A 20701-nucleotide genomic window follows, 5' to 3' on the forward strand; every position below is an offset into this window, starting at 1 on the left:
CACATGTCTTTTCAACCTCAGTTTCCCGGCATTTTCGACCCTGATCAACAGGGCCGCCCGCCGCGCGGCAGCGACAGTGCGCAGCCTAAACAGGCCGACCGCCGCATGCCCGCGACCGAAAAACAAATGCAATACGCGCACTCCCTTGCCAAGCGAACCGGCGATGATCTCCCCGAAGGGATCGAGGCGGATCGAACGGCGGTTTCGGAGTGGATCGACGCCCATAAACCGCAGACGCTGGAGGGGCCGTTTGCCGCCTACCCTTCGGCAAAACAGGTCGCGTTCGCCGAACGCATCGCCCGTCTGAAGCGACGCGATGTGCCAGAGGAGTGTTTTCGCGATAAAACCCTAATGTCGCGTTGGATCGACGGCAATAAACCGCGCTGATCTGGGGGGGGCGGCGCTCTTTACGCGCCGTCACCTCTGGCAGCGGTAGACTTCGCTACTACCTTCATTCCATGAGCTATCCGACCTCCACCGCTGAGACTTTAGCCGACGGCACCGTGCATGTGCTCAGCCTCGGATTCGCTATTCCTGCCAGTATCTTGCTGATGATCCACGCCGCAGGGCAAGAGGGGCAGTTGGCCGCGACAGCGGTCTACGCCGCTTGCATCCTCGCCTCTTTCACTGCCTCCGCTGTCTACCATCTGCTGCCCTTCGACCGCAGCCGCGCTTTTCTGGGCCGCGTCGACCATGCCGCGATCTATTTCAAAATCGCGGGCACCTATACGCCGCTGGTGATGGTGATTGGATCGGGCTTTGCCTATGGCGTCCTCGGCGTGGTCTGGGCCTTGGCGGTGATCGGCGCGGTGGCCAAACTGTGGTTCTGGCGCACCGATGCGCGCGGATCACTGGCGCTCTACCTCGGGATGGGCTGGCTTTCGGTCCTGCTGATCTATCCGATGTGGCACAATCTGCCCGGTGCCGCACTGGCGCTGGTGGCCGTGGGTGGGTTGACCTACTCGGCAGGCACGCTGATCTACGCCCACCCCGGCATGCGCTATCAAAACGCGATCTGGCATGTGTTCGTGCTGATCGCCACGGCCTGTTTCTTTGCCGCCATTGCGCTGAGCCTCTAGGCCGCGAGTTGATCAAGGTAGGCCCGCACGCAGGTCTGGACATGACGAAAGCGGTCGCCGCCAAGATGTTTCCCGCCATACCAGCGCGTCACCACGATCAGATGATCCTCCAGCCCTTCGCGCTCCAGCATCCGAACGATTACCATCCCTGCCCCGGATTCGCCGTCATCCCCTTTAAGCGGGCCTCCGTCCGACAGCAGCACCGCCCAAGTGTTATGCGTGGCCTTGGCGTAGGACTTGTCGCGCTTAAGGTCTTTCAGCGCGGCGTCAACCTCAGCACGGTCCCGGGCATCACAGCCCGACACCGCGTATTTTGACCCGCGGTCGTTCAGCACATGCCCCAGTTTGAGCAAACCGTCACAGCCCTGCCATGGTACGGCGCACGGTGTCGATCCGGGAACTGTTGGGCGGATGCGTGCCAAGGAAACGATCACCCGGATCGGGAATGCGGGTGAAGAATTCCGCCCCCCGCAGCGGGTTGTATCCGGCCCGCGCAGTGATGACCGTGCCAAGGGCGTCGGCCTCAAGCTCAAAGTCTTTAGAATAGCGCCGTGCCCCAACTTCTGCGCCCAACTCCTGCGCCGTGCGTACGGCGGTCGCGTCTCCGCCGCTCAGCGTGGCGATCCCGGCAAAGATCACAGCACCGGCCATGGCGTTTTGCTGCTGACGGGCAATGTGGCCTGCGATGTGATGCGCCGTCTCATGGCCCAGAACAAAGGCCAATTCATCCGCGTTCCGGGCATCCGCGATCAGCGCCAAGGTGAATGCAACAATCGGGCGGCCATTTTCATCAAGCGTCTGAAAGGCGTTAGCCGGCTGCCCGGGGCGGTCGTCCACCACGATATTGAAATCGCAGTTCAGCCCGGTGGTGCGGTTGCGGCACTCGCGCTCAGCCACCGGTTCAAGCGTGCGGACCACCTGCACAAAGCTGCGCGCAGCGGCGCTGGCGTTAAGCCTTGGGTTGGATTCCTGCGTTGTTCTAGGCGTATCTGAGGGGATCGGCCCTGTTTGAATGGGTGCCACGTCACAGGCCGAAAGCAGCGCAATGAAGCCAAATGCGCCCAGGGCATTGATAAATCTCACGACAGTTCCTCGCTCGGTTTGTCCGACCCCCTCTCTATCATGAGCCGCCCCCGCTGCCACCCCCGTTCACGGAGCTTTGACGCCCCGCCGAACGTGGTCTTGCACTCGCGAGCATAAAGCCTGTCTTGCGCTCGCGAGCACAAAGCCTAATGTGCCCTCATGTTTACCATCGAGCATGAATTCGACGCCACCGTCATCACCCTGATTGACGAATCCGACGCCCCCCTGCGCGAGGACGTGACCGTCTCTGCCTTTGCAGAGGAGATCACGATCGAGCAATGGGACGCGCGCACAGACCGTGTGGCCAAGATCACCCTGTCCCCCGCGCAATTGCGCGATCTGACAGCGGCCTTAAACCTGCCCGAGGGCATCTACCGCAGCAATTCCTAAGGATCGTCACATGGCCACTGGCACAGACATCAAGACCTATTTCAACGGCGCATGGCACGACGGCGATCTGCCCACCATCAAGGCCGCAGACCACGGCGCATGGCTGGGCACCACCGTCTTTGACGGGGCGCGGCTGTTTGACGGGCTCGCCCCCGATCTGGAGGCGCATTGCGCCCGGATCAACCGCTCGGCCCGCGCGCTGATGATCACCCCCACGGTTGAGACCGAGGATATGATCGAAATGTGCCGCGAAGGGCTGAAAAGCTATTCGCGCGATCAGGCGGTCTATATCCGTCCGATGTATTGGGCGTTGGCCGGCGATGAGCTGGGCATCGTGCCGCGCGAAGGCGCCACCGGATTCGCGATCAGCCTTGAGGCAATCCCCATGGCCCCGCCAGAGGCCGCGACCACCCTCACCCGCACCCGTTTCCGCCGCCCGGTTCTGGAAGACAACGTCGTCAACGCCAAGGCGGGCTGTCTGTACCCCAACAACGCCCGCATGATGGTCGAGGCGCGCTCCAAAGGGTTCGGCAACGCACTGGTGGCCGATGCCATGGGCAATGTCGCCGAAAGCGCCAGCGCCAATGTCTTTATGGTCAAGGATGGCGAGGTTTTCACCCCCATCCCCAACGGCACCTTCCTTGCCGGGATCACCCGCGCGCGGCATATGTCGAACATGCGCAACGCGGGCATAAAGGTGCATGAGAAGGTGCTGGGCTTTGATGATTTCCACGAGGCAGATGAGGTCTTCTTGTCGGGCAATATGATGAAGGTCACCCCCGTCAGCGCCTTTGACGATACGAAATACGGCACCGGTGCAAACCAAAACCCGGTCACGCGCCAAGTGCGTGAAATGTATTGGGATTGGGCCGCCAGTCAGCGCGGCTAACGGCGAGGTCGGCTGCGGCGCGTGAAAGCATTTGCCAGCGCCGCCCGCCCGCGCCATGATCGCACCGCACCATCAAGTGGTGCGGAGAGAGGGTTTGATGCGTAAATTCCTAGTGGTGCTGGACGATAGTACCGAATGCCTGAACGCCATGCGTTTCGCCGCCCTGCGCGCCGCGCGCACCGGGGGCGGCGTGGCCGTCCTCTCGGTGATCCCGCCCGAAGAGTTCAACCACTGGATCGGCGTTGGTGATCTGATGCGCGAAGAGGCCCGCGAACGGATCGAGGTGCATTTTGAGGTTTTCGCCAAATGGATGCGCGACAAACAGGGCGTTGATCCCGAGTTGATCATCCGCGAGGGCGAACCCACCGATGAAATCATTCAACAGCTTTCTGATGACCCCGATATTGGCGTTTTGGTGCTGGGCGCCAGCGGTGATCGCAAGAAAGGCCCCGGCCCCCTGGTGACGCAACTGTCCCGCTCTGCAGGGGCATTGCCAGTACCGATAACCATCGTTCCCGGCGACCTCAGCAAGGAACGGCTTGAGGCGATCACCTGAAGCATCACCTGAAGCATCACCAGATTAGAACCGTTCTAAACCTTGACTTGCAGCCCCTGCGAGCGCATATCAGACCCACGCCGAAAGCGAGGTAAACCCTATGTTCATCCAGACCGAATCCACTCCGAACCCCGCAACGCTCAAGTTCCTGCCGGGCCAGACCGTGCTGGAGATGGGCACCGCAGATTTTCCGACCCCAGACGCCGGGGCGACATCGCCGCTGGCCCAACGGCTCTTTGCTGTTGAGGGTGTGACAGGCGTGTTCTTTGGCACCGATTTCGTCACCGTGACGAAGCAAGACGCAGTGGAATGGGACCATGTGAAGCCCGCCCTGCTCGGCGCGATCATGGAGCATTTCCAGTCCGGTGACGCAGTCATGGCCTCCGACCACCAGCCCACATCGGGCCACGCTGCACATGACGGCGAAGATGGTGAAATCGTCGGCCAGATCAAAGAGTTGCTGGACAGCCGCGTGCGCCCTGCCGTGGCCCAAGATGGTGGCGACATCACCTTCCACGGCTTTGAGCGCGGCGTTGTCTATCTGCATATGCAAGGTGCCTGCGCGGGCTGCCCTTCGTCCACGCTGACATTGAAAATGGGCATCGAAAACCTGCTGCGTCACTACATTCCTGAGGTGACAGAGGTTCGTCCGGTTGCCTGAGCAATCGGACACGAGGCCGCTGATTTTGGCCTTCGACACATCGGCCGCGCATTGCGCGGCCGCTTTGCTGTCGGGTGACCGAGTATTGGCGTCGCGCGTCGAGCCGATGGCCAAAGGCCAAGCCGAACGTCTGCTGGTGCTTTGCGAAGAGCTGCTGGCCGAGGCGGGTGTGACCTACGGCGACCTCACGGCGCTTGGCGTCGGCATTGGGCCGGGCAATTTCACCGGCATCCGGATCGCCGTTTCCGCCGCGCGTGGGCTGGCGCTTGGCCTTGGCATTCCGGCGGTCGGGGTCGATGCCTTTGACGCATTGCGCGAAGGCCATGACGGCCCCTGCGCCTGTGCCGTAGATGCACGCCGCGATCAGGTCTTTCTCCAAGGCTTTGACAACGCGGCGATTTCAACCCCCGGCCTTTATGACGCGGCCGCCCTCCCCGCCTTCACCGGCCCCTTGATCGGCGCAGACGGTAAGCCGCCCGCGATGCCAGTGGCCGAGGCCATCGCCCGCATCACCGCCCGCCGTTTTGCCAGCAACCCACCGCGCCCCGCGCCGCTTTACCTGCGCCCCGCCGATGCAGCACCCGCACGCGATGCGCCCCCGGTGCTGCTGCCGTGACAGCGGCAGAGCTTGCCGCCCTCCATGCCGCCGCCTTTACTCTAGACAGGCCTTGGCAGGAGGCGGAGTTCGCCAGCCTGTGCGGCAGCCCTTTCGTGCATCTTTTCATCCGGCCCGGTGGCTTTGCCCTGACCCGGACCATCGCGGGCGAATCTGAGTTGCTGACCCTCGCGGTCGATCCCAGCTACCAACGCCAAGGTTTGGGCCGTGCGCTGCTTCGCGACTGGTTGGCCGCCCTGCCCGCCGACTGCGACAGCGCCTTTCTTGAGGTCGCAGCAGACAACCATCCCGCCCGCGCGCTCTATGCCGGTGAACACTTCGCCCAAGTCGCAACCCGGCGGGCCTATTATGCGCGTATCGATGCTCCAGGCGTCGATGCTTGCATCCTACGCCGCGACTTGACCCGTGGTCACTCTGGCGATCTTGCCGCACTGCACGCAAAAAGCGGTTGACCCACCCCCCTGCCTGCGCCCTAAATTGCACCTGATCAATTGATCCACAAACGCCGAGGCGGCAGCATTTGCCAGACCGCCCGGCACCACAAACCGGGAGACGATAAATGACCCTCATGACAAAATTCCTCGGCGCAGCCGCAGGCATGGCCCTCACTTCGGGCGCCGCGCTGGCCGAACCCGCACTGATCTTTGACCTTGGTGGCAAGTTCGACAAAAGCTTCAACGAAGCAGCCTTCAACGGCGCAACCCGCTGGGCCGAAGAAACCGGTGGCAAATTCGCAGAGATCGAAATGCAGTCCGAAGCACAGCGTGAGCAGGCTCTGCGCCGCTTTGCCGAATCCGGTGCCAACCCGATCATCACGATGGGTTTTGCCATGGCCGATCCGCTCTCCACAGTGGCACCTGACTACCCCGACACGAAATTCGCCGTGGTTGACGTGAACTGGCTCGACCTGCCCAACGTCCGTCAGGTCAGCTTTGCTGAGCATGAAGGGTCGTACCTCGTTGGCGTGATGGCCGCGATGGCGTCTAAATCGAACACTGTCGGTTTTGTCGGTGGCATGGACGTGCCGCTGATTCGTCACTTCGGCTGCGGTTATGCCCAAGGCGTCATGGCGACCAACCCCGATGCCAAAGTCATCGCCAACATGACAGGCACCACCCCCGCCGCTTGGAACGACCCGGTGAAGGGTTCCGAGATCACCAAGGCGCAGATCAACCAAGGCGCTGATGTGGTCTATGCCGCGGCTGGTGGCACTGGCGTGGGCGTGCTGCAAACTGCCGCCGACGAAGGCATCCTGTCGATCGGTGTGGACAGCAACCAGAACCACCTGCACCCAGGCAAAGTCCTGACCTCGATGCTGAAGCGCGTCGATGTCGCGGTCTATGACGCGATGATGGCCGGTGAAGACCTCGAAGTCGGCAAAGTCGTGACCCTCGGCCTTGCCGAAGAAGGTGTCGGCGTTGCCATGGACGAGCATAACGCCGATCTCGTGACCGAAGAAATGAAGGCCGCAGTCGACGAAGCGCGCCAGAAGATCATCGACGGAGAGATCAAAGTGGTCTCCTACTACGAGAACGACAGCTGCCCGGCGCTGGACTTCTGAACTTAGATTAACCAAAATGACCCTAAGGGCCGCGCCGTTCCATCGGCGCGGCCCTTTCCGAACATGACACCGTGACCCGGACAGAGATGGGCCAATTCCAGATCAAGGGCCGCCACGCCCGCAGGACCTTTTGATATGACCGACACCGCACACGGCTCCGCACCAGCGATCGAACTCAAGGGCATTTCCAAAGCCTTCGGCCCCGTACAGGCCAACAAAGACATCTCGATCCGCGTGATGCCCGGCACGATCCACGGGATCATCGGCGAAAACGGCGCGGGCAAATCGACGCTGATGTCGATCCTCTATGGGTTCTACAAAGCCGACGCCGGTGAGATTTTCATCAGCGGCAAGAAGACCGACATTCCCGACAGCCAGGCCGCCATTGCGGCGGGCATTGGCATGGTGTTTCAGCACTTCAAGTTGGTCGAAAACTTCACCGTGCTGGAAAACATCATTCTGGGCGCCGAAGATGGCCGCCTGCTGAAGCCCTCGCTGTCGAAGGCCCGCAAGACGCTGATCAGCTTGGCCGAGGACTACGGCTTGAACGTCGACCCCGACGCGCTGATCCAAGACATCGGCGTGGGCATGCAGCAGCGGGTGGAAATCCTCAAGGCGCTTTACCGTCAGGCCGATATTCTCATTCTGGACGAGCCCACAGGCGTGCTGACCCCCGCCGAGGCCGACCAGCTCTTCCGCATCCTCGGGCGTCTGCGCTCTGAGGGCAAAACCATCATCCTCATCACCCACAAGCTGCGCGAGATCATGGAGATCACCGACACCGTGTCGGTCATGCGTCGCGGACAGATGACCGCGACTGTGAAAACCGCCGAGACCTCGCCGCCCGAACTGGCAGAGCTGATGGTCGGCCGTAAGGTCTTGCTGCGCGTCAATAAAAAGCCCGCGACGCCAGGCGATGTCATTTTGGATGTCAAAGGATTGCGGGTCGTCGACAGCAAAGGCGTCGAGCGTCTGCGCGGCATTGATCTACAGGTTCGCGCTGGTGAAGTGCTGGGCCTTGCCGGTGTGGCGGGCAACGGCCAATCCGAACTCTTGGAAGTGCTGGGCGGCTATGCTGATGGCACCGGCAGCGTCACGCTGAACGGCACCCCGCTTGACCTCTCTGGCAAGAAATCCGACGGCCAATCGCGGCGCGCGCGCGGCGTGGCCCATGTGCCCGAAGACCGCCAGCGCGAAGGTCTGATCATGGATTTTCAGGCGTGGGAGAACAACGTCTTTGGCTACCACAGGGATGAGCGCTTCAACAGCGGCATGCTGATGGACCATGCAGCGATCCGCGCAGACGCCGAGGACAAGATGGAGCGTTTCGACGTGCGCCCGCCCGATCCCACGCTCGCCGCCAAGAACTTCTCCGGCGGCAACCAGCAGAAGATCGTTCTGGCCCGCGAGATTGAGCGCAACCCTGACCTGCTGCTGATCGGCCAACCCACCCGCGGCGTCGACATCGGCGCGATTGAGTTTATTCACGAGCAGATCATCGCCCTGCGCGATCAGGGCAAAGCGATCTTGCTGGTCTCGGTCGAGCTTGAAGAAATCCTAGCCCTGTCGGACCGCATCGCGGTGATGTTCGACGGGCAGATCATGGGCGAACGCGCCGCAGATCAGACCGACGAAAAGGAATTGGGGCTGCTCATGGCAGGCATCACCGACACTGAAAACGAACATAGCGTGGCCGAAGTTGAAGCCAATCTCGCCCGCGTTGGCGGCGACGCCAGCAAGGAGGTCTGAGATGGACGTGATGCCAAAATGGGCCGAGGTGATCCTCGTGCCACTGATCTCATTGCTGCTGGCGGCGATCCTCTCGGCGCTGGTGATCCTCGCCATTGGGGAAGACCCGATTGCCGCCGTGACGCTAATGGTGAAAGGCGCGCTCGGCTCAACCTATGGCTGGGGCTATACGCTTTACTACGCGACCAATTTCATCTTTACCGGCCTCGCCGTCGCCGTCGCCTTCCACGCGCGGCTTTTCAACATCGGTGGCGAGGGTCAGGCGATGCTGGGTGGCCTCGGCGTGGCCATTGCCGCGCTCTATATTCCCTGGCCGCATTGGACATTGGCGCTGATTGGCTGCGGTGTAATGGCTGGGCTCTTGGGCGCGATCTGGGCCGCGATCCCCGGCTGGCTCCAAGCCAAACGTGGCTCACACGTCGTCATCACCACGATCATGTTCAACTTTATCGCCGCGGCCCTGCTGAACTACGTGCTGGTTAACGTCATGCGCCCGCCCGGCAGCATGGACCCGGCAAGCGCCCGCTTCCCCGAAGCGGTGCATCTGCCGACGCTGCATGAATTGCTTGCCCCGCTGGGCATCGCATTCTCCAAATCCGCGCCGGCGAACGTTTCGCTGCTGGTGGCCGTGGCGGCCTGTGTGGTGATCTGGCTGCTGATCTGGCGCACCCGTCTGGGCTATGAAATCCGCGCCTATGGCCATTCGCAACCGGCGGCGAAATACGCTGGCATCTCGCCCGTGCGCATCACCATGGTCACGATGATTATCTCGGGCGCGCTCGCGGGTCTGATGGCGATCAACAACGTCATGGGCGAAAGCGAACGTCTGGTGCTAAACGCCACCGAAGGCGCGGGCTTTATCGGCATCGCCGTGGCCCTGATGGGCCGTTCGCACCCCGTCGGCGTCTTCTTCGCCGCCCTGCTCTTTGGCTTCCTCTATCAAGGCGGCGCGGAGCTGGCGCTCTGGACCTCGATCCCCCGCGAGTTGATCGTCGTCATTCAGGCGCTGGTGATCCTTTTCACAGGCGCGCTCGACAATATGGTGCGGATGCCGCTGGAGCGCCTGTTCCTGATGTTCCGCCGCCCCGGCCCCCCTGCAAATTCCGCTGACAGCGAGCCCAAACCCGGCCCCCGCAGCGCCCAATCGGAGAGCGCGGAATGAGCCCCTATACCCCTCTGAGAAAGCGGGTCTGACCTATGGACTATATCACGCTCATCCAACTGCTCGATAGCACCGTGCGTCTTGCCACACCGCTGCTTCTGGCCTGCCTTGCCGGTCTGTTTTCCGAACGCGCGGGTGTCTTTGACATCGGGCTTGAGGGCAAGATGCTGGCCGCCGCCTTCTTCTCGGCGGCGCTGGCGTCGATCACCGGCTCGGTCTGGCTCGGCCTCGCCGCGGGCATCGGGGCCTCCATGGTGCTCAGCGCTGTGCACGGGCTGGCCTCAATCACCTTTCGCGGCAACCAGTTGATTTCCGGTGTGGCGATCAACTTCCTCGCCGCGGGCATGACCGTCCTGATCGCCCAAGACTGGTTCGCCCAAGGCGGCCGCACCCCGTCGCTCTTTGGCGGCGCGCGGTTTGAGCCGATCACCCTGCCCTTCGCTAAAGCTGTGGAAGATGTCCCCTTCCTCGGCCCGCTCTACGAAGAACTGATCTCAGGCCATTCAATCTTGGTCTACGCCGCCTTCCTCGCTGTGCCGCTGACATGGTGGATCCTATTCCGCACGCGCTTTGGCCTGCGCCTGCGTGCCGTGGGCGAGAACCCTGCCGCCGTGGACACCGCTGGCGTCTCGGTCGTCGGTCTGCGCTATGCGGCTGTCGGCATTGCCGGGCTGCTCTGCGGCGTGGCGGGGGCGTACCTCAGCACTGCGCTTCAGGCAGGCTTTGTCAAAGACATGTCCGCAGGCCGGGGCTTCATCGCCCTCGCCGCATTAATCTTTGCCAAATGGCGCCCGTGGTACGCGCTTTGGGCCACCCTGCTCTTTGGCCTCTTCGGCGCGCTGGAGACCCGGCCTGACGTGATCCAATCGGTCATTGGCATCAAGGTTCAAGGCCAGCTCTTGGGTGCACTGCCCTATCTGATGACGGTGGTGATCCTTGCAGGCTTCGTGGGCAAAGCGATCCCGCCCCGTGCGGGCGGCGAACCCTATGTGAAAGAACGCTGACAAACCTCTCCAGCCCTTGCACCCGAGGGCTGGATCGGCGCAACATATTCTAAGGGTCGCATCACTGCGACACGCTATCTTGAATCGCGCAGCCGTTCAGGGCTAGGAAACGTCATGCAAATCTACCTGCCCATCGCCGAAGTATCGGTTAACGCCTTTCTCCTTCTGGGATTGGGCGGGATCGTGGGCATCTTATCAGGCATGTTTGGCGTCGGCGGCGGATTTCTGATCACGCCGCTGCTCTTCTTTGTCGGCATCCCACCTGCCGTGGCCGTGGCCACCTCGACCAACCAGATCGTCGCGTCGTCTTTTTCGGCGCTGCTGGCGCATCTGAAACGACGCACGGTAGATTTCCGAATGGGCTGGGTGCTGCTGGCCGGGGGTTTGATCGGCTCCGGCATCGGCATGTTCATCTTTAACTACCTAAAGTCGCTCGGACAGGTCGATCTGCTGGTGACCCTTTGCTACGTGATATTTTTGGGCATCATCGGCGGGCTGATGTTCTTTGAATCGCTCCGCGCCATCCGCCGCAGCCGTAAGGGCGGGCGCGTGCAACGCAAAAAGCATTACTGGGTTCACGGTCTGCCATTCAAACTGCGTTTCCGCGTTTCGGGTCTTTATATCTCGGTGATCCCGCCCGTGTTGGTTGGCGCAGCGGTCGGGATGCTCTCGGCCATTATGGGCGTCGGCGGTGGCTTCATCATGGTGCCCGCGATGATCTATCTGCTCGGCATGCCGACCAAGGTCGTGATTGGCACCTCGCTGTTGCAGATCATTTTCGTGACTGGCTTTACCACCATGCTGCACGCGACCACCAACCAGACGGTCGACATCGTGCTGGCGGTGCTGTTGCTGGTCGGCGGGGTGTTGGGCGCGCAGGTGGGCACGCGGATCGGCGTGCGGATGCAGGCCGAACAGCTGCGTATTTTGCTGGCGGTGCTGGTCCTCGCGGTCAGCGGCAAGCTGGCACTTGATCTGCTGTTGGAGCCGGCCGAGCTTTACTCCCTCAGCCCGGTGGCGGCAGAATGATCCGCGCAGTTTTCGCATTCGTTGGCCTGTTGTTCACAGCTCTCACCGCCACGGCGGAAGAGGAGATCGTGCTGGGCCTCAGTCAGGCCGAAGTCTCCATCACCACCAATTTCGACGGCTCAGAGATCCTCGTCTACGGCGCTGTCAAACGTGAAACCCCGATCCCCGAAGGCGCGCCGCTTGAGGTTGTGGTCACCGTCTCCGGCCCCTCAATGCCGATCATGGTACGGCGCAAGGAGCGGCGGTTTGGCATCTGGGTCAACGTGGACGCTGTCGAGGTCGACCGCGCGCCGAGCTTCTATGCGGTGGTCACCTCTGGCCCGCTGTCCGAAGTGCTAAAACGCATCGAAGACCTGCGCCACCGCATCTCCATCCCCCGCGCCATCCGCTCGGTCGGGGCCCCGATGGAGATCGAAAACCCGGTTAAATTCACCGAAGCCCTAATCCGCGTGCGCACGGCTTCGAACCTTTACCAAGTCATCGAAGACGGCGTGAAGGTTGACGAACAGACCCTCTTCCGCGCCGCCGTTGCCCTGCCTGCCTCCCTCACCGAAGGCGCCTATGACACGCGCATCTTCTTGACCCGTGGCGGCGATGTGGTCGCGCAATATGAGACGGTGATCGACGTGCGCAAGGTCGGGATGGAACGGTGGCTGTTCAACCTCGCCCACGAACAAGCGTTTATCTACGGGCTGCTGTCGCTGTTTATCGCCGTTTCGGCGGGCTGGGTTGCCTCTGCCGTCTTCGGATTACTGCGCCGCTAAGCCGCGCCGTCCTCGGTTGCTTCCAGCGTCAAGGCCGCAGCCGGAGCGGCGCGCAGATCATCGACGCGCAGCGGCCCAGATGGTTTGCTAAGCCGATTGCGCACCACCCAGATCAGACGCTCCTGCGCGCGGGTGATGGCAACATAGGCAAGGCGTTTCCACAGCGGTTGCCCGGCCTCACTTCGCCCCATACGCGCGGCAGCATAAAGATCGGGCGCAAAGACCTGCACGCTTTCCCATTGGCTGCCCTGCGCCTTATGGATCGTCACAGCAGCGCCGTGCAGAAAGGTTGCCCCCATGCGTGCGGCGAAGGGGATAAAGGGCTCTTCCTCATCCGGTTTTTCAATCTTCACGATCGACGCGGCACTCACCTGCGGGTCTTCGGCACCGAGGACGTGCAGTCGGCTGAACCCCGGCTTGCGCCCCTCGCCCAGATAAACCACCTGCGCGCCTTTGATCAGACCGCGCGCCTCTAGGTCGAGGCGTTTTTTGCGGTGTTTCAGCGGCAGTTCGATCCCGTCGCAGATCAGCGGCTCCCCGGCCAGCAGCGCATCTTCGGGCGCGCCGTGGACCGCGCGGAAGGCGTTGATCAGCCGGATACGCGTCGCATTGCGCCAGACCAGCACCGGGCTGCGCGCCATTAGATCAACCTCAACCCGCTGGCCCCAGACCACCCGGTCATCTTTGCGCGCGGCGTCTTCGATCATCCGCTCAAAGTCATGAAACTCAAGCTGAGGATCGGCCAGCGCATGGGCCAGATCGAGGATCGGGTTGTCCGCTTGCTGCCGGTGGATGCGGTTAAGGTTCAGCACCCGTTTCTCGGGCAGCTTCTCAAATACCATCGTGCCCGACTGCCCGACCGGGGCCAACTGCGCAGGATCGCCGAACAGCAGCAGCGTCGGGAAAATCTCTTTCAGGTCTTCGAACTGCTTGTCATCCAGCATCGAGCTTTCGTCGACAAATCCGATATCTAGCGGGTCTTCGCGGCGCTTCCACCCGGTGATGAAATCACTGCCGCGCAAGCCCGCTGCCGCCAAGGCGCCCGGCACAGATTTGTTGTTTGCGAAAAACGCGGCAGCTCGGTCAAGGGCGATATCGCTAAGTCCCTCAATGTTAGGTTTCTCACCGTTCCCGGTCAGCCATTCGGCGATGTGCTCGTATTCGGGGTGGTAAACCGGTGTGTAGAGAATGCGGTGGATCGTCGTCGCAGGCACGCCGCGCAAGCGCAGCACGCTTGCTGCTTTGTTCGTCGGCGCAAGGATCGCCAGCGTGCGTTTCTCACGCTTCTTGCGCGATTCATAATCGCCCGAAACGATGTCCACGCCCGCCGCTTCCAAAGCGCGGTAAAGCTCGGCCAGCAGCAGCGTTTTGCCCGATCCGGCCTTGCCCGTCACCGCCATCACCTGATCCGGCCCGCCTGCAGGCGGCATCAACAATGAATCGTCCAGATCAATGCCCGCAGAGCGCAGCATTTCAGCCACCTTATCATGGGCGGCGGCTTGGTCTTCGGAATAGGTGAGCGCGGTAGATGTCATTGGGCGACCCTAATTGAGCCCCGCGCCGGGGGCCAGATGGCTTCGCCCTGCCCGCTCGTGATTCCGCGCAAATATCCTGCTCAGACGACGATCAATCCCCGGCTTAGCGCCCGCGCGACGGCATGGGTCGTGTTTGAGGCACCCAATTTGAACCGAGCGCTTTCCACATAGGCGCGCAGCGTGTGTTCCGAGATTGATAACCGCTGAGCCACCTGCGCGCGGTTATAGCCCACCGCCAATAGCGTCATTGCGTCCACCTCGCGGGGGGACAACGCCTGCACCGCCCCCGGCCTGCGGTTCGGCGCAAGCGCGAGCGCTTTTTCGTTGAAACAATGTGCCGCCCAGATCAAATCGCGCCGGTGCCGGGCGGTGAAACTTGACCAAAGGGCATCGGTGCAGCTGTGGTTTGTCGTAAACAGCGCAAACTGCCCATGCGGCCCGCGTACAGGCACCGAAAACCCTTGATTGCCCACGCCATGATCCGATGCGTCCCGGCGGAATTTTCGCGCCGCCCGCGAGGTCCAATCTAGGTCTTTCCAATCCACCGGCTCAAACCGGCGATAGCAGCCGCTGACCACCGGATCGATGCGCAGGTAGTTGTGTTCGTGGTACCGATCAGACCAGAGCGCCCCATAGGTGCCGCAGCCATACTGTTCGCCCGCCGTGTCAATCCAATGATAGACAACATGCAAAATGCCATAGTGGTCGCGCAGGGCTTCGCTTACCTGCCCAAGCGCGGCCTGCCCATCAGCCTGAGCCAGCCTTTCCCAAATCTGTTCCAGATGCGGCTCTATTTTCATGCGGCCTGCCTGCGATCCTCTCGCGCTGCGCGGACATTTCAGCCAGAGCAATAAGCGCCGCGTCGTCCAACTGCTCCGCCGTGCGGGGCAGATGGTTTGCCGTAGCGAAAGCCCTAAGATCGGCCAATACGTCCAATATCCAATCGTCTTGCATGAGCGTCGCCCGGTTTTAGTTAATGGCAGATTAATACAACCATAGCATGTACGTGATTTCGCACCATCCGCGCATTTTACCCCCCCTTAAATGGCGGGGCCGGCTGCGCCTAAGCCTCTGCTTCCCCTGAGGGGCAAACGAAAACCCCCGCAGCCAAGGCCACGGGGGTTCCTAATTTCGTCAATGGGTCAGGCTTAGTCGCGGGCCATCACCGCGTCTTCGAGTGTACGCAGTCCGGTCGTCGGGGCCTGCACCAAGACAGACATGTTGCCCGGCTTATGCTCATTGCGCATCATCTTCATATGCGCCTCAGGCAGATCAGCCCAGCTAAAGACCTCTGACATGCAGGGGTCAAGGCGGCGTTCCATCATCAGTTTGTTGGCGGCACTTGCCTGCTTCAGGTGGGCAAAGTGGCTGCCCTGCAAACGCTTCTGGTGCATCCACATATAGCGCACGTCAAAGGTTAAGTTGAAACCCGAGGTGCCCGCGCAGATCACGACCATGCCGCCTTTTTTCACCACGAAGGTAGACACCGGGAAGGTCGCCTCGCCGGGGTGTTCGAACACCATATCGACGTTCACACCCTTGCCGGTGATGTCCCAGATGGCTTTGCCGAACTTGCGAGTCTCATTGAACCATTCTTTGTATTCCGGCGTGTTCACCGTGGGCAATTGGCCCCAGCAGTTGAAATCTTTGCGGTTCAAGACGCCCTTCGCCCCCAGATCCATCACGAACTGGCGTTTGCTTTCGTCCGAGATGACGCCAATCGCATTGGCGCCTGCCGTGTTGATCAGCTGGATTGCATAGGAGCCCAAGCCACCGGACGCGCCCCAGACCAACACGTTCTGACCGGGCTTCAGGTCATGCGGTTCATGGCCAAAAAGCATCCGGTAAGCGGTGGCCAGCGTCAGCGTGTAGCACGCACTCTCCTCCCAAGTCAGATGCTTAGGGCGCGGCATAAGCTGTTGGCTTTGAACGCGGGTGAACTGCGAGAATGACCCATCCGGAGTCTCATAGCCCCAGATCCGCTGGCTGGAAGAATACATCGGGTCGCCGCCGTTGCATTCCTCATCGTCGCCGTCGTCTTGGTTGCAGTGGATCACCACCTCGTCGCCGACCTTCCAGCGCGTGACCTTGTCACCCACCGCCCAAACGATGCCCGAAGCATCCGAACCCGCAATGTGATAGGGCTGGCCGTGACCGTCAAAAGGGCTGATCGGCACGCCACGCGCGGCCCAGACACCGTTATAGTTGATCCCTGCCGCCATGACCAAAACCAGCACGTCTTGGCTGTCGAGCTCTGGCACATCAACAACTTCCTGCAACATCGCGCTGTCCGGATCGCCGTGACGCTCGCGGCGGATGGCCCAAGCATACATCTGTTTCGGGACGTGACCCATCGGGGGCATTTCGCCCACTTCATACAGGTCTTTTTGCGGGGCGTCATAGTCGGCGTGTTTCGTATCCAGTGCCATGTGGGCCTCCTGCCGGTGATCGGTGTCTACAAAGTCTGTGCCGCACTGCAGAATCGCGGCGGCTCCCCTTTGGAATATGATCCGCCGCGCAACATTGCAACCCCTACAAGTCTACTTTTGTAATTTTATGACCCAGCGGTTGCAGCATTTTGCGCCGCAGGTGCAGCATCCCCGTTGGTGAAATGCGCAATAGAATTCGCATAGAACGCCAAAACCGGCTCCTGCCCTGCCACCACTTGCAGCCCATGCTCAGTCTCAAAAATGACGCCGCGTTTTTTCAGCCGGGCAGCGGCACGGGCAACACGGTCAGGCAGAACATCAGGTTTCGGCACGCGGTTGCGTACTGGCATCTGCTGCAGCGTGGCCTCTACTTTCGCAAGCAGATCGGCGTGATTTAACGGCGCGGATTCCTGCAACATCACCCGCGCGATCAGGGGCACGGTCAGCACCGGCATCGCCTGCGCGATCCGGTCCATCAATATTTCAGAAAGCTCAGTGACCGACACATCCGCGCCCGCGCGTCGCAAGGACAGCGGATCGCCAAAAGTCACCGCAGCGGTGCCAAACCGCGTGTCATGCCCACGCATCCGCCGCCACATCTTGCGCAGGACGAACCCCACAATCACCGTGATCCGCGCGCCAAAGCGTCGGTCGCCCCGCTGCCCGGCGGCGATCAACACGCGGTCTTCCAGCACCCGGTCATAGTTAATCGCAACAGGTACAAAGATGATGTCGCGCTCGCCTTCGGGGTCGAACCCTTCCACCACATAAGACAGCAACCCCACCTTGGGCGGCTGCAACGCGCCGGTCAAGCTGAGCCCCCCTTCGGGATAAAACGCCTGCGTCACACCGCCAGCCGTGGCCATCTGCACATAGCGTGCCAACACCTTACGATAGAGCGCCCCGCGCGATCGCCGCCGGATAAAGTAAGCGCCCAAAGAGCGGATCAAAATGCTCAGCGGCCAGACCCGCGCCCATTCCCCCACCGCATAGCTCAGCGCCGAAGAGCGGGCCGCGAGATAGGTCACCAGCATGTAATCCATGTTCGAGCGGTGGTTCATCACGAAAACCACCGTCGCGTCGCGCGGCAGAGCGGCAAAAGTCGTCTCGTTGCTCTCTGCCGTTTCGATCCGGTAAACCGCATTGGCCAAAAGCCGCGCCAGCCGGATGCCAAAGCTAAAATAGGCAAATGCCGAAAAGCGCGGCACGATCTCACGGGCGTATTCGCGGGCTTTTTGAAAGGCGACGTTCTCCGGCACGCCATTGCTGCGGGCGTAGTTTACGATCTCTTGGCTGACCTCCGGATCATAGATCAACCGCTGGATCATATCGTGCCGCCGCGCCAGCTTGAACGGCTCAATGGGTCGGGTCAGCCGTTTGTTCAACCGCGCCACCGCGCGCTCCAGCCGCCGGCGAAAGAACCAGCGCACCGAAGGCAACAGAAAGTGGCTCAGCGCCGTGACGGCTGCGAAAACCACGATGAGGATGAACAGCCAAAGGGGCAATTGCACGGTCTGCGTCATGGCTTAACCCTTACAGCGCGGGGCTGAGAGAACAATATGTATCTGTTTCTGCATGCGCCGCAGCGGCACAGGTGATGCCGCAACGCAGCGAATTGACAGCGGCATATTGTTTCCCCTATCAACGGTGTAACGCAACTTTATTGCCAAACCGATTCAAGAGGCCCCCGATGACGCAACCGCAGAAAGACCGCCCCTGGCTCATTCGTACCTATGCGGGCCATTCCACCGCCGCTGCATCCAACGCGCTCTACCGCTCGAATCTTGAACGCGGTCAAACTGGCCTGTCGGTTGCTTTCGATCTGCCAACCCAAACGGGCTATGACAGCGACCATGTGTTGAGCCGCGGAGAGGTTGGCAAAGTCGGCGTGCCGGTAAACCATCTTGGCGATATGCGCGCGCTATTTGACGGAATTCCACTTGAGCAGATGAATACGTCTATGACGATCAATGCGACGGCCCCTTGGCTGCTGGCGCTTTATATCGCCGTGGCCGAGGAACAGGGCGCGGATGTCACGGCCCTACAAGGCACAGTGCAAAACGATCTGATAAAAGAATACCTCAGCCGGGGCACCTATATCTGCCCGCCCGCACCGTCGCTCAAGATGATCGCGGATGTGGCCGAGTATTGTTATAAGAACGTGCCGAAATGGAACCCGATGAACGTCTGTTCCTATCACCTGCAAGAGGCCGGCGCGACGCCAGAGCAGGAATTGGCATTCGCTCTCGCCACCGCCACTGCCGTGCTTGACGCACTAAAGCCCCGTGTCCCTGCCGAAGATTTTCCACAATTGGTGGGGCGTATTTCCTTTTTCGTGAACGCCGGCATCCGCTTTGTCACAGAGATGTGCAAAATGCGTGCTTTCGTAGACCTTTGGGACGAAATCTGCCGTGAGCGTTATGGCGTGGAAGATCCGAAATTTCGCCGTTTCCGCTATGGGGTGCAGGTCAATTCGCTTGGCCTGACCGAACAACAGCCCGAAAATAACGTTTACCGTATTCTCATTGAAATGCTGGCTGTGACGCTTTCGAAAAAGGCCCGCGCCCGTGCCGTGCAATTGCCCGCATGGAACGAAGCGCTCGGCCTGCCCCGGCCCTGGGACCAGCAATGGTCAATGCGCATGCAACAGATCATGGCCCATGAAACCGACCTGTTGGAATTCGACGATCTTTTCGATGGCAACCCAGCGGTCGATGCCAAGGTCGAATTACTTAAAGAAGGCGCGCGCGCCGAATTGGCGAACTTGGACGGAATGGGCGGTGCCATTTCCGCGATTGACTACATGAAAGGCCGTCTGGTCGAAAGCAACGCCGACCGCCTACGCCGGATTGAAAGCGGTGAAACGATCGTGGTTGGTGTTAATAAATGGCAGCAGGGTGCCCCCTCTCCATTGATGACCGGCGCCGGGGATATCATGCAATCCGATCCGGGGGCTGAGGCCGATCAGCTGGCCCGTCTTGAGGCATGGCGCGGGGCGCGGGATGAGGGTGCGGTCAAACAGGCGCTGGCCGATCTGCGCGCCGCAGCCAGTGCGGGCGACAATATCATGCCTGCGTCTATCACCGCGGCCAAAGCCGGTGTCACCACAGGTGAATGGGCCGCACAGATGCGCGCCGTTCACGGAGAATACCGTGGACCAACAGGGGTTTCCGCAGGTCAGTCCAACAGAACCGAAGGGTTGGAAGATTTGCGCGACGCCGTAGATGCCGTCAGCGATCGTTTGGGTCGCAGGCTTAAGTTCCTTGTCGGCAAACCGGGGCTTGATGGCCATTCCAACGGGGCCGAACAAATCGCCGTGCGCGCCCGCGATTGCGGCATGGACATCAGCTATGAAGGCATCCGCCTCACCCCTGCAGAAATTGTTGAAGCGGCCCAAGCAGAAGAGGCCCATGTGGTCGGTCTTTCAATTCTTTCTGGCTCGCATGTGCCGCTGGTCGAAGACCTGATGAAACGTATGCGCGACGCCGGGCTAAACCATATCCCGGTTATCGTCGGCGGTATTATTCCCGAAGCCGATGCAATCCGTTTGCGGGCCGCCGGGGTGGCGCAGGTTTATACGCCAAAGGACTTTGAATTGAACGTCATTATGAACGATATCATAACGCTCGCAGACCCTGCCGCAGTTGCCGCCGAGTGAGTTGACACAAAAATTTTCGTGCAATTAACTATTTCGCTCTATAATTCCCGTACCAGCACAATCTGGAAAAGGAAAAAGCAGATATGGAAAAAGACCTGAAATCCATGAGCCGCAAGGATCTGGAGAAACTTCTGTCGGATGTCAAAAAGGCGTTGCAGGCGGCGCAGACACGCGAGCGGCGTGCTGCACGCAAAGCGGCCGAGAAGGCAGCGGCAGAATATGGCTTTTCCCTCAACGACTTGGCAGACGACAAACCTGAACCAAAGAAAGCGAAAAAGCCGCGCAAGGTTGCTGCTGGGCCGAAATCGAAACCCCAGTTCGCCAATCCCGAAAACTCTTCGCAGACTTGGACTGGAAAAGGCCGCCAACCGAATTGGTTTCTCGCCCAGGTAGAAAACGGCACCGATCCAGACTCGATGCGGCTCTAAACTATTCTCGATTTGCGGGAATTGGACGCCGATGAATTAGATTTCATTGGCGTCTTTTTTTGTGAGAATTCAATTTCCGAAATGAACGCGGCACGGTTTTGCCGGGCC

General features: G+C 60.8%; 22 protein-coding genes. 16 read left to right on the forward strand and 6 right to left on the reverse strand.

Annotation, left to right across the window (positions count from 1 at the left end; all coding sequences use genetic code 11):
* The first annotated feature begins 3 nt into the window (after nt 1-3).
* On the forward strand, nt 4-387 hold the full coding sequence (locus tag DSM14862_RS12105) for a hypothetical protein (protein ID WP_007117536.1): 384 nt from the start codon (nt 4-6) through the stop codon (nt 385-387).
* Between the two features lie 71 nt (nt 388-458).
* The gene (gene trhA, locus DSM14862_RS12110; RefSeq protein WP_007117537.1) at nt 459-1079 is read left to right on the forward strand and encodes a PAQR family membrane homeostasis protein TrhA; all 621 of its coding nucleotides are present in this window, start codon (nt 459-461) and stop codon (nt 1077-1079) included.
* Here the strand turns inward: trhA and DSM14862_RS12115 are convergent.
* Nucleotides 1076-1432 carry a YigZ family protein gene (locus DSM14862_RS12115; protein ID WP_007117538.1) on the reverse strand — a complete coding sequence of 119 codons (357 nt, stop codon included), beginning with the start codon at nt 1430-1432 and terminating at the stop codon, nt 1076-1078. The genes trhA and DSM14862_RS12115 overlap by 4 nt on opposite strands.
* Before the next feature lie 4 nt (nt 1433-1436).
* Nucleotides 1437-2162 (reverse strand): M48 family metallopeptidase, encoded by a 726-nt coding sequence (locus DSM14862_RS12120; protein WP_007117539.1) that lies wholly within the window; start codon nt 2160-2162, stop codon nt 1437-1439.
* A gap of 159 nt (nt 2163-2321) precedes the next feature.
* On the opposite strand from DSM14862_RS12120, the gene DSM14862_RS12125 reads away from it, so the two are divergent.
* The 12 genes from DSM14862_RS12125 to DSM14862_RS12180 all read left to right on the forward strand — a co-directional run bounded on the left by DSM14862_RS12125 (nt 2322) and on the right by DSM14862_RS12180 (nt 12543).
* Nucleotides 2322-2552: a hypothetical protein gene (locus DSM14862_RS12125; protein WP_007117540.1), complete on the forward strand. Its 231-nt coding sequence runs from the start codon at nt 2322-2324 to the stop codon at nt 2550-2552.
* 10 nt (nt 2553-2562) lie between these two features.
* Nucleotides 2563-3441 (forward strand): branched-chain amino acid aminotransferase, encoded by an 879-nt coding sequence (locus DSM14862_RS12130; RefSeq protein ID WP_007117541.1) that lies wholly within the window; start codon nt 2563-2565, stop codon nt 3439-3441.
* Between the two features lie 97 nt (nt 3442-3538).
* On the forward strand, nt 3539-3997 hold the full coding sequence (locus tag DSM14862_RS12135) for a universal stress protein (RefSeq protein ID WP_040700546.1): 459 nt from the start codon (nt 3539-3541) through the stop codon (nt 3995-3997).
* Nucleotides 3998-4097: 100 nt separating this feature from the next.
* Nucleotides 4098-4658, forward strand: a complete 561-nt coding sequence (locus DSM14862_RS12140) for a NifU family protein (protein WP_007117543.1) — start codon at nt 4098-4100, stop codon at nt 4656-4658.
* A 25-nt stretch (nt 4659-4683) separates the two neighbouring features.
* A complete protein-coding gene (gene tsaB / locus DSM14862_RS12145) occupies nt 4684-5274 on the forward strand; it encodes a tRNA (adenosine(37)-N6)-threonylcarbamoyltransferase complex dimerization subunit type 1 TsaB (RefSeq protein ID WP_243254257.1) in 591 nt (196 codons plus the stop codon).
* Nucleotides 5271-5726 (forward strand): GNAT family N-acetyltransferase, encoded by a 456-nt coding sequence (locus tag DSM14862_RS12150; protein WP_007117545.1) that lies wholly within the window; start codon nt 5271-5273, stop codon nt 5724-5726. Before tsaB ends, DSM14862_RS12150 begins: the two co-directional genes overlap by 4 nt.
* Before the next feature lie 107 nt (nt 5727-5833).
* Nucleotides 5834-6835, forward strand: a complete 1002-nt coding sequence (locus tag DSM14862_RS12155) for a BMP family lipoprotein (protein ID WP_243254259.1) — start codon at nt 5834-5836, stop codon at nt 6833-6835.
* A 135-nt stretch (nt 6836-6970) separates the two neighbouring features.
* Nucleotides 6971-8584, forward strand: a complete 1614-nt coding sequence (locus DSM14862_RS12160) for an ABC transporter ATP-binding protein (RefSeq protein WP_007117547.1) — start codon at nt 6971-6973, stop codon at nt 8582-8584.
* Between the two features lies 1 nt (nt 8585).
* Nucleotides 8586-9746 (forward strand): ABC transporter permease, encoded by a 1161-nt coding sequence (locus DSM14862_RS12165; RefSeq protein ID WP_007117548.1) that lies wholly within the window; start codon nt 8586-8588, stop codon nt 9744-9746.
* A gap of 35 nt (nt 9747-9781) precedes the next feature.
* Nucleotides 9782-10750 (forward strand): ABC transporter permease, encoded by a 969-nt coding sequence (locus DSM14862_RS12170; RefSeq protein ID WP_007117549.1) that lies wholly within the window; start codon nt 9782-9784, stop codon nt 10748-10750.
* A gap of 114 nt (nt 10751-10864) precedes the next feature.
* The gene (locus DSM14862_RS12175; protein ID WP_007117550.1) at nt 10865-11779 is read left to right on the forward strand and encodes a sulfite exporter TauE/SafE family protein; all 915 of its coding nucleotides are present in this window, start codon (nt 10865-10867) and stop codon (nt 11777-11779) included.
* On the forward strand, nt 11776-12543 hold the full coding sequence (locus tag DSM14862_RS12180) for a TIGR02186 family protein (RefSeq protein ID WP_007117551.1): 768 nt from the start codon (nt 11776-11778) through the stop codon (nt 12541-12543). The genes DSM14862_RS12175 and DSM14862_RS12180 overlap by 4 nt, the downstream gene beginning before the upstream one ends.
* Here the strand turns inward: DSM14862_RS12180 and DSM14862_RS12185 are convergent.
* From DSM14862_RS12185 to DSM14862_RS12200, 4 genes are all read right to left on the reverse strand, one after another.
* Nucleotides 12540-14078 (reverse strand): ATP-dependent DNA helicase, encoded by a 1539-nt coding sequence (locus tag DSM14862_RS12185; protein ID WP_007117552.1) that lies wholly within the window; start codon nt 14076-14078, stop codon nt 12540-12542. The genes DSM14862_RS12180 and DSM14862_RS12185 overlap by 4 nt on opposite strands.
* A gap of 80 nt (nt 14079-14158) precedes the next feature.
* The gene (locus DSM14862_RS12190; protein ID WP_007117553.1) at nt 14159-14878 is read right to left on the reverse strand and encodes a helix-turn-helix transcriptional regulator; all 720 of its coding nucleotides are present in this window, start codon (nt 14876-14878) and stop codon (nt 14159-14161) included.
* Between the two features lie 348 nt (nt 14879-15226).
* Nucleotides 15227-16507, reverse strand: a complete 1281-nt coding sequence (ccrA, locus tag DSM14862_RS12195) for a crotonyl-CoA carboxylase/reductase (protein WP_007117554.1) — start codon at nt 16505-16507, stop codon at nt 15227-15229.
* A 125-nt stretch (nt 16508-16632) separates the two neighbouring features.
* Nucleotides 16633-18030, reverse strand: a complete 1398-nt coding sequence (locus DSM14862_RS12200) for a 1-acyl-sn-glycerol-3-phosphate acyltransferase (RefSeq protein ID WP_007117555.1) — start codon at nt 18028-18030, stop codon at nt 16633-16635.
* Nucleotides 18031-18197: 167 nt separating this feature from the next.
* Between DSM14862_RS12200 and DSM14862_RS12205 the strand changes: the two genes are divergently transcribed.
* Together DSM14862_RS12205 and DSM14862_RS12210 are read left to right on the forward strand one after the other, a co-directional pair.
* Entirely contained in the window at nt 18198-20165 is a 1968-nt protein-coding gene (locus DSM14862_RS12205; protein ID WP_007117556.1) for a protein meaA, read from the forward strand.
* Nucleotides 20166-20248: 83 nt separating this feature from the next.
* On the forward strand, nt 20249-20593 hold the full coding sequence (locus tag DSM14862_RS12210; RefSeq protein ID WP_007117557.1) for an H-NS histone family protein: 345 nt from the start codon (nt 20249-20251) through the stop codon (nt 20591-20593).
* Nucleotides 20594-20701 lie beyond the last annotated feature (108 nt).

It is taken from the genome of Sulfitobacter indolifex (assembly GCF_022788655.1).
GTDB lineage: Bacteria > Pseudomonadota > Alphaproteobacteria > Rhodobacterales > Rhodobacteraceae > Sulfitobacter > Sulfitobacter indolifex.

Bases quoted from the DNA above. Each gene is read 5' to 3' on its own strand.
- DSM14862_RS12105 (WP_007117536.1), top strand. From the start codon at position 4: ATGTCTTTTCAACCTCAGTTTCCCGGCATTTTCGACCCTGATCAACAG.
- trhA (WP_007117537.1), top strand. From the start codon at position 459: ATGAGCTATCCGACCTCCACCGCTGAGACTTTAGCCGACGGCACCGTG.
- DSM14862_RS12125 (WP_007117540.1), top strand. From the start codon at position 2,322: ATGTTTACCATCGAGCATGAATTCGACGCCACCGTCATCACCCTGATT.
- DSM14862_RS12130 (WP_007117541.1), top strand. From the start codon at position 2,563: ATGGCCACTGGCACAGACATCAAGACCTATTTCAACGGCGCATGGCAC.
- DSM14862_RS12135 (WP_040700546.1), top strand. From the start codon at position 3,539: ATGCGTAAATTCCTAGTGGTGCTGGACGATAGTACCGAATGCCTGAAC.
- DSM14862_RS12140 (WP_007117543.1), top strand. From the start codon at position 4,098: ATGTTCATCCAGACCGAATCCACTCCGAACCCCGCAACGCTCAAGTTC.
- DSM14862_RS12155 (WP_243254259.1), top strand. From the start codon at position 5,834: ATGACCCTCATGACAAAATTCCTCGGCGCAGCCGCAGGCATGGCCCTC.
- DSM14862_RS12160 (WP_007117547.1), top strand. From the start codon at position 6,971: ATGACCGACACCGCACACGGCTCCGCACCAGCGATCGAACTCAAGGGC.
- DSM14862_RS12165 (WP_007117548.1), top strand. From the start codon at position 8,586: ATGGACGTGATGCCAAAATGGGCCGAGGTGATCCTCGTGCCACTGATC.
- DSM14862_RS12170 (WP_007117549.1), top strand. From the start codon at position 9,782: ATGGACTATATCACGCTCATCCAACTGCTCGATAGCACCGTGCGTCTT.
- DSM14862_RS12175 (WP_007117550.1), top strand. From the start codon at position 10,865: ATGCAAATCTACCTGCCCATCGCCGAAGTATCGGTTAACGCCTTTCTC.
- DSM14862_RS12180 (WP_007117551.1), top strand. From the start codon at position 11,776: ATGATCCGCGCAGTTTTCGCATTCGTTGGCCTGTTGTTCACAGCTCTC.
- DSM14862_RS12185 (WP_007117552.1), bottom strand. From the start codon at position 14,078: ATGACATCTACCGCGCTCACCTATTCCGAAGACCAAGCCGCCGCCCAT.
- DSM14862_RS12190 (WP_007117553.1), bottom strand. From the start codon at position 14,878: ATGAAAATAGAGCCGCATCTGGAACAGATTTGGGAAAGGCTGGCTCAG.
- ccrA (WP_007117554.1), bottom strand. From the start codon at position 16,507: ATGGCACTGGATACGAAACACGCCGACTATGACGCCCCGCAAAAAGAC.
- DSM14862_RS12200 (WP_007117555.1), bottom strand. From the start codon at position 18,030: ATGACGCAGACCGTGCAATTGCCCCTTTGGCTGTTCATCCTCATCGTG.
- DSM14862_RS12205 (WP_007117556.1), top strand. From the start codon at position 18,198: ATGACGCAACCGCAGAAAGACCGCCCCTGGCTCATTCGTACCTATGCG.
- DSM14862_RS12210 (WP_007117557.1), top strand. From the start codon at position 20,249: ATGGAAAAAGACCTGAAATCCATGAGCCGCAAGGATCTGGAGAAACTT.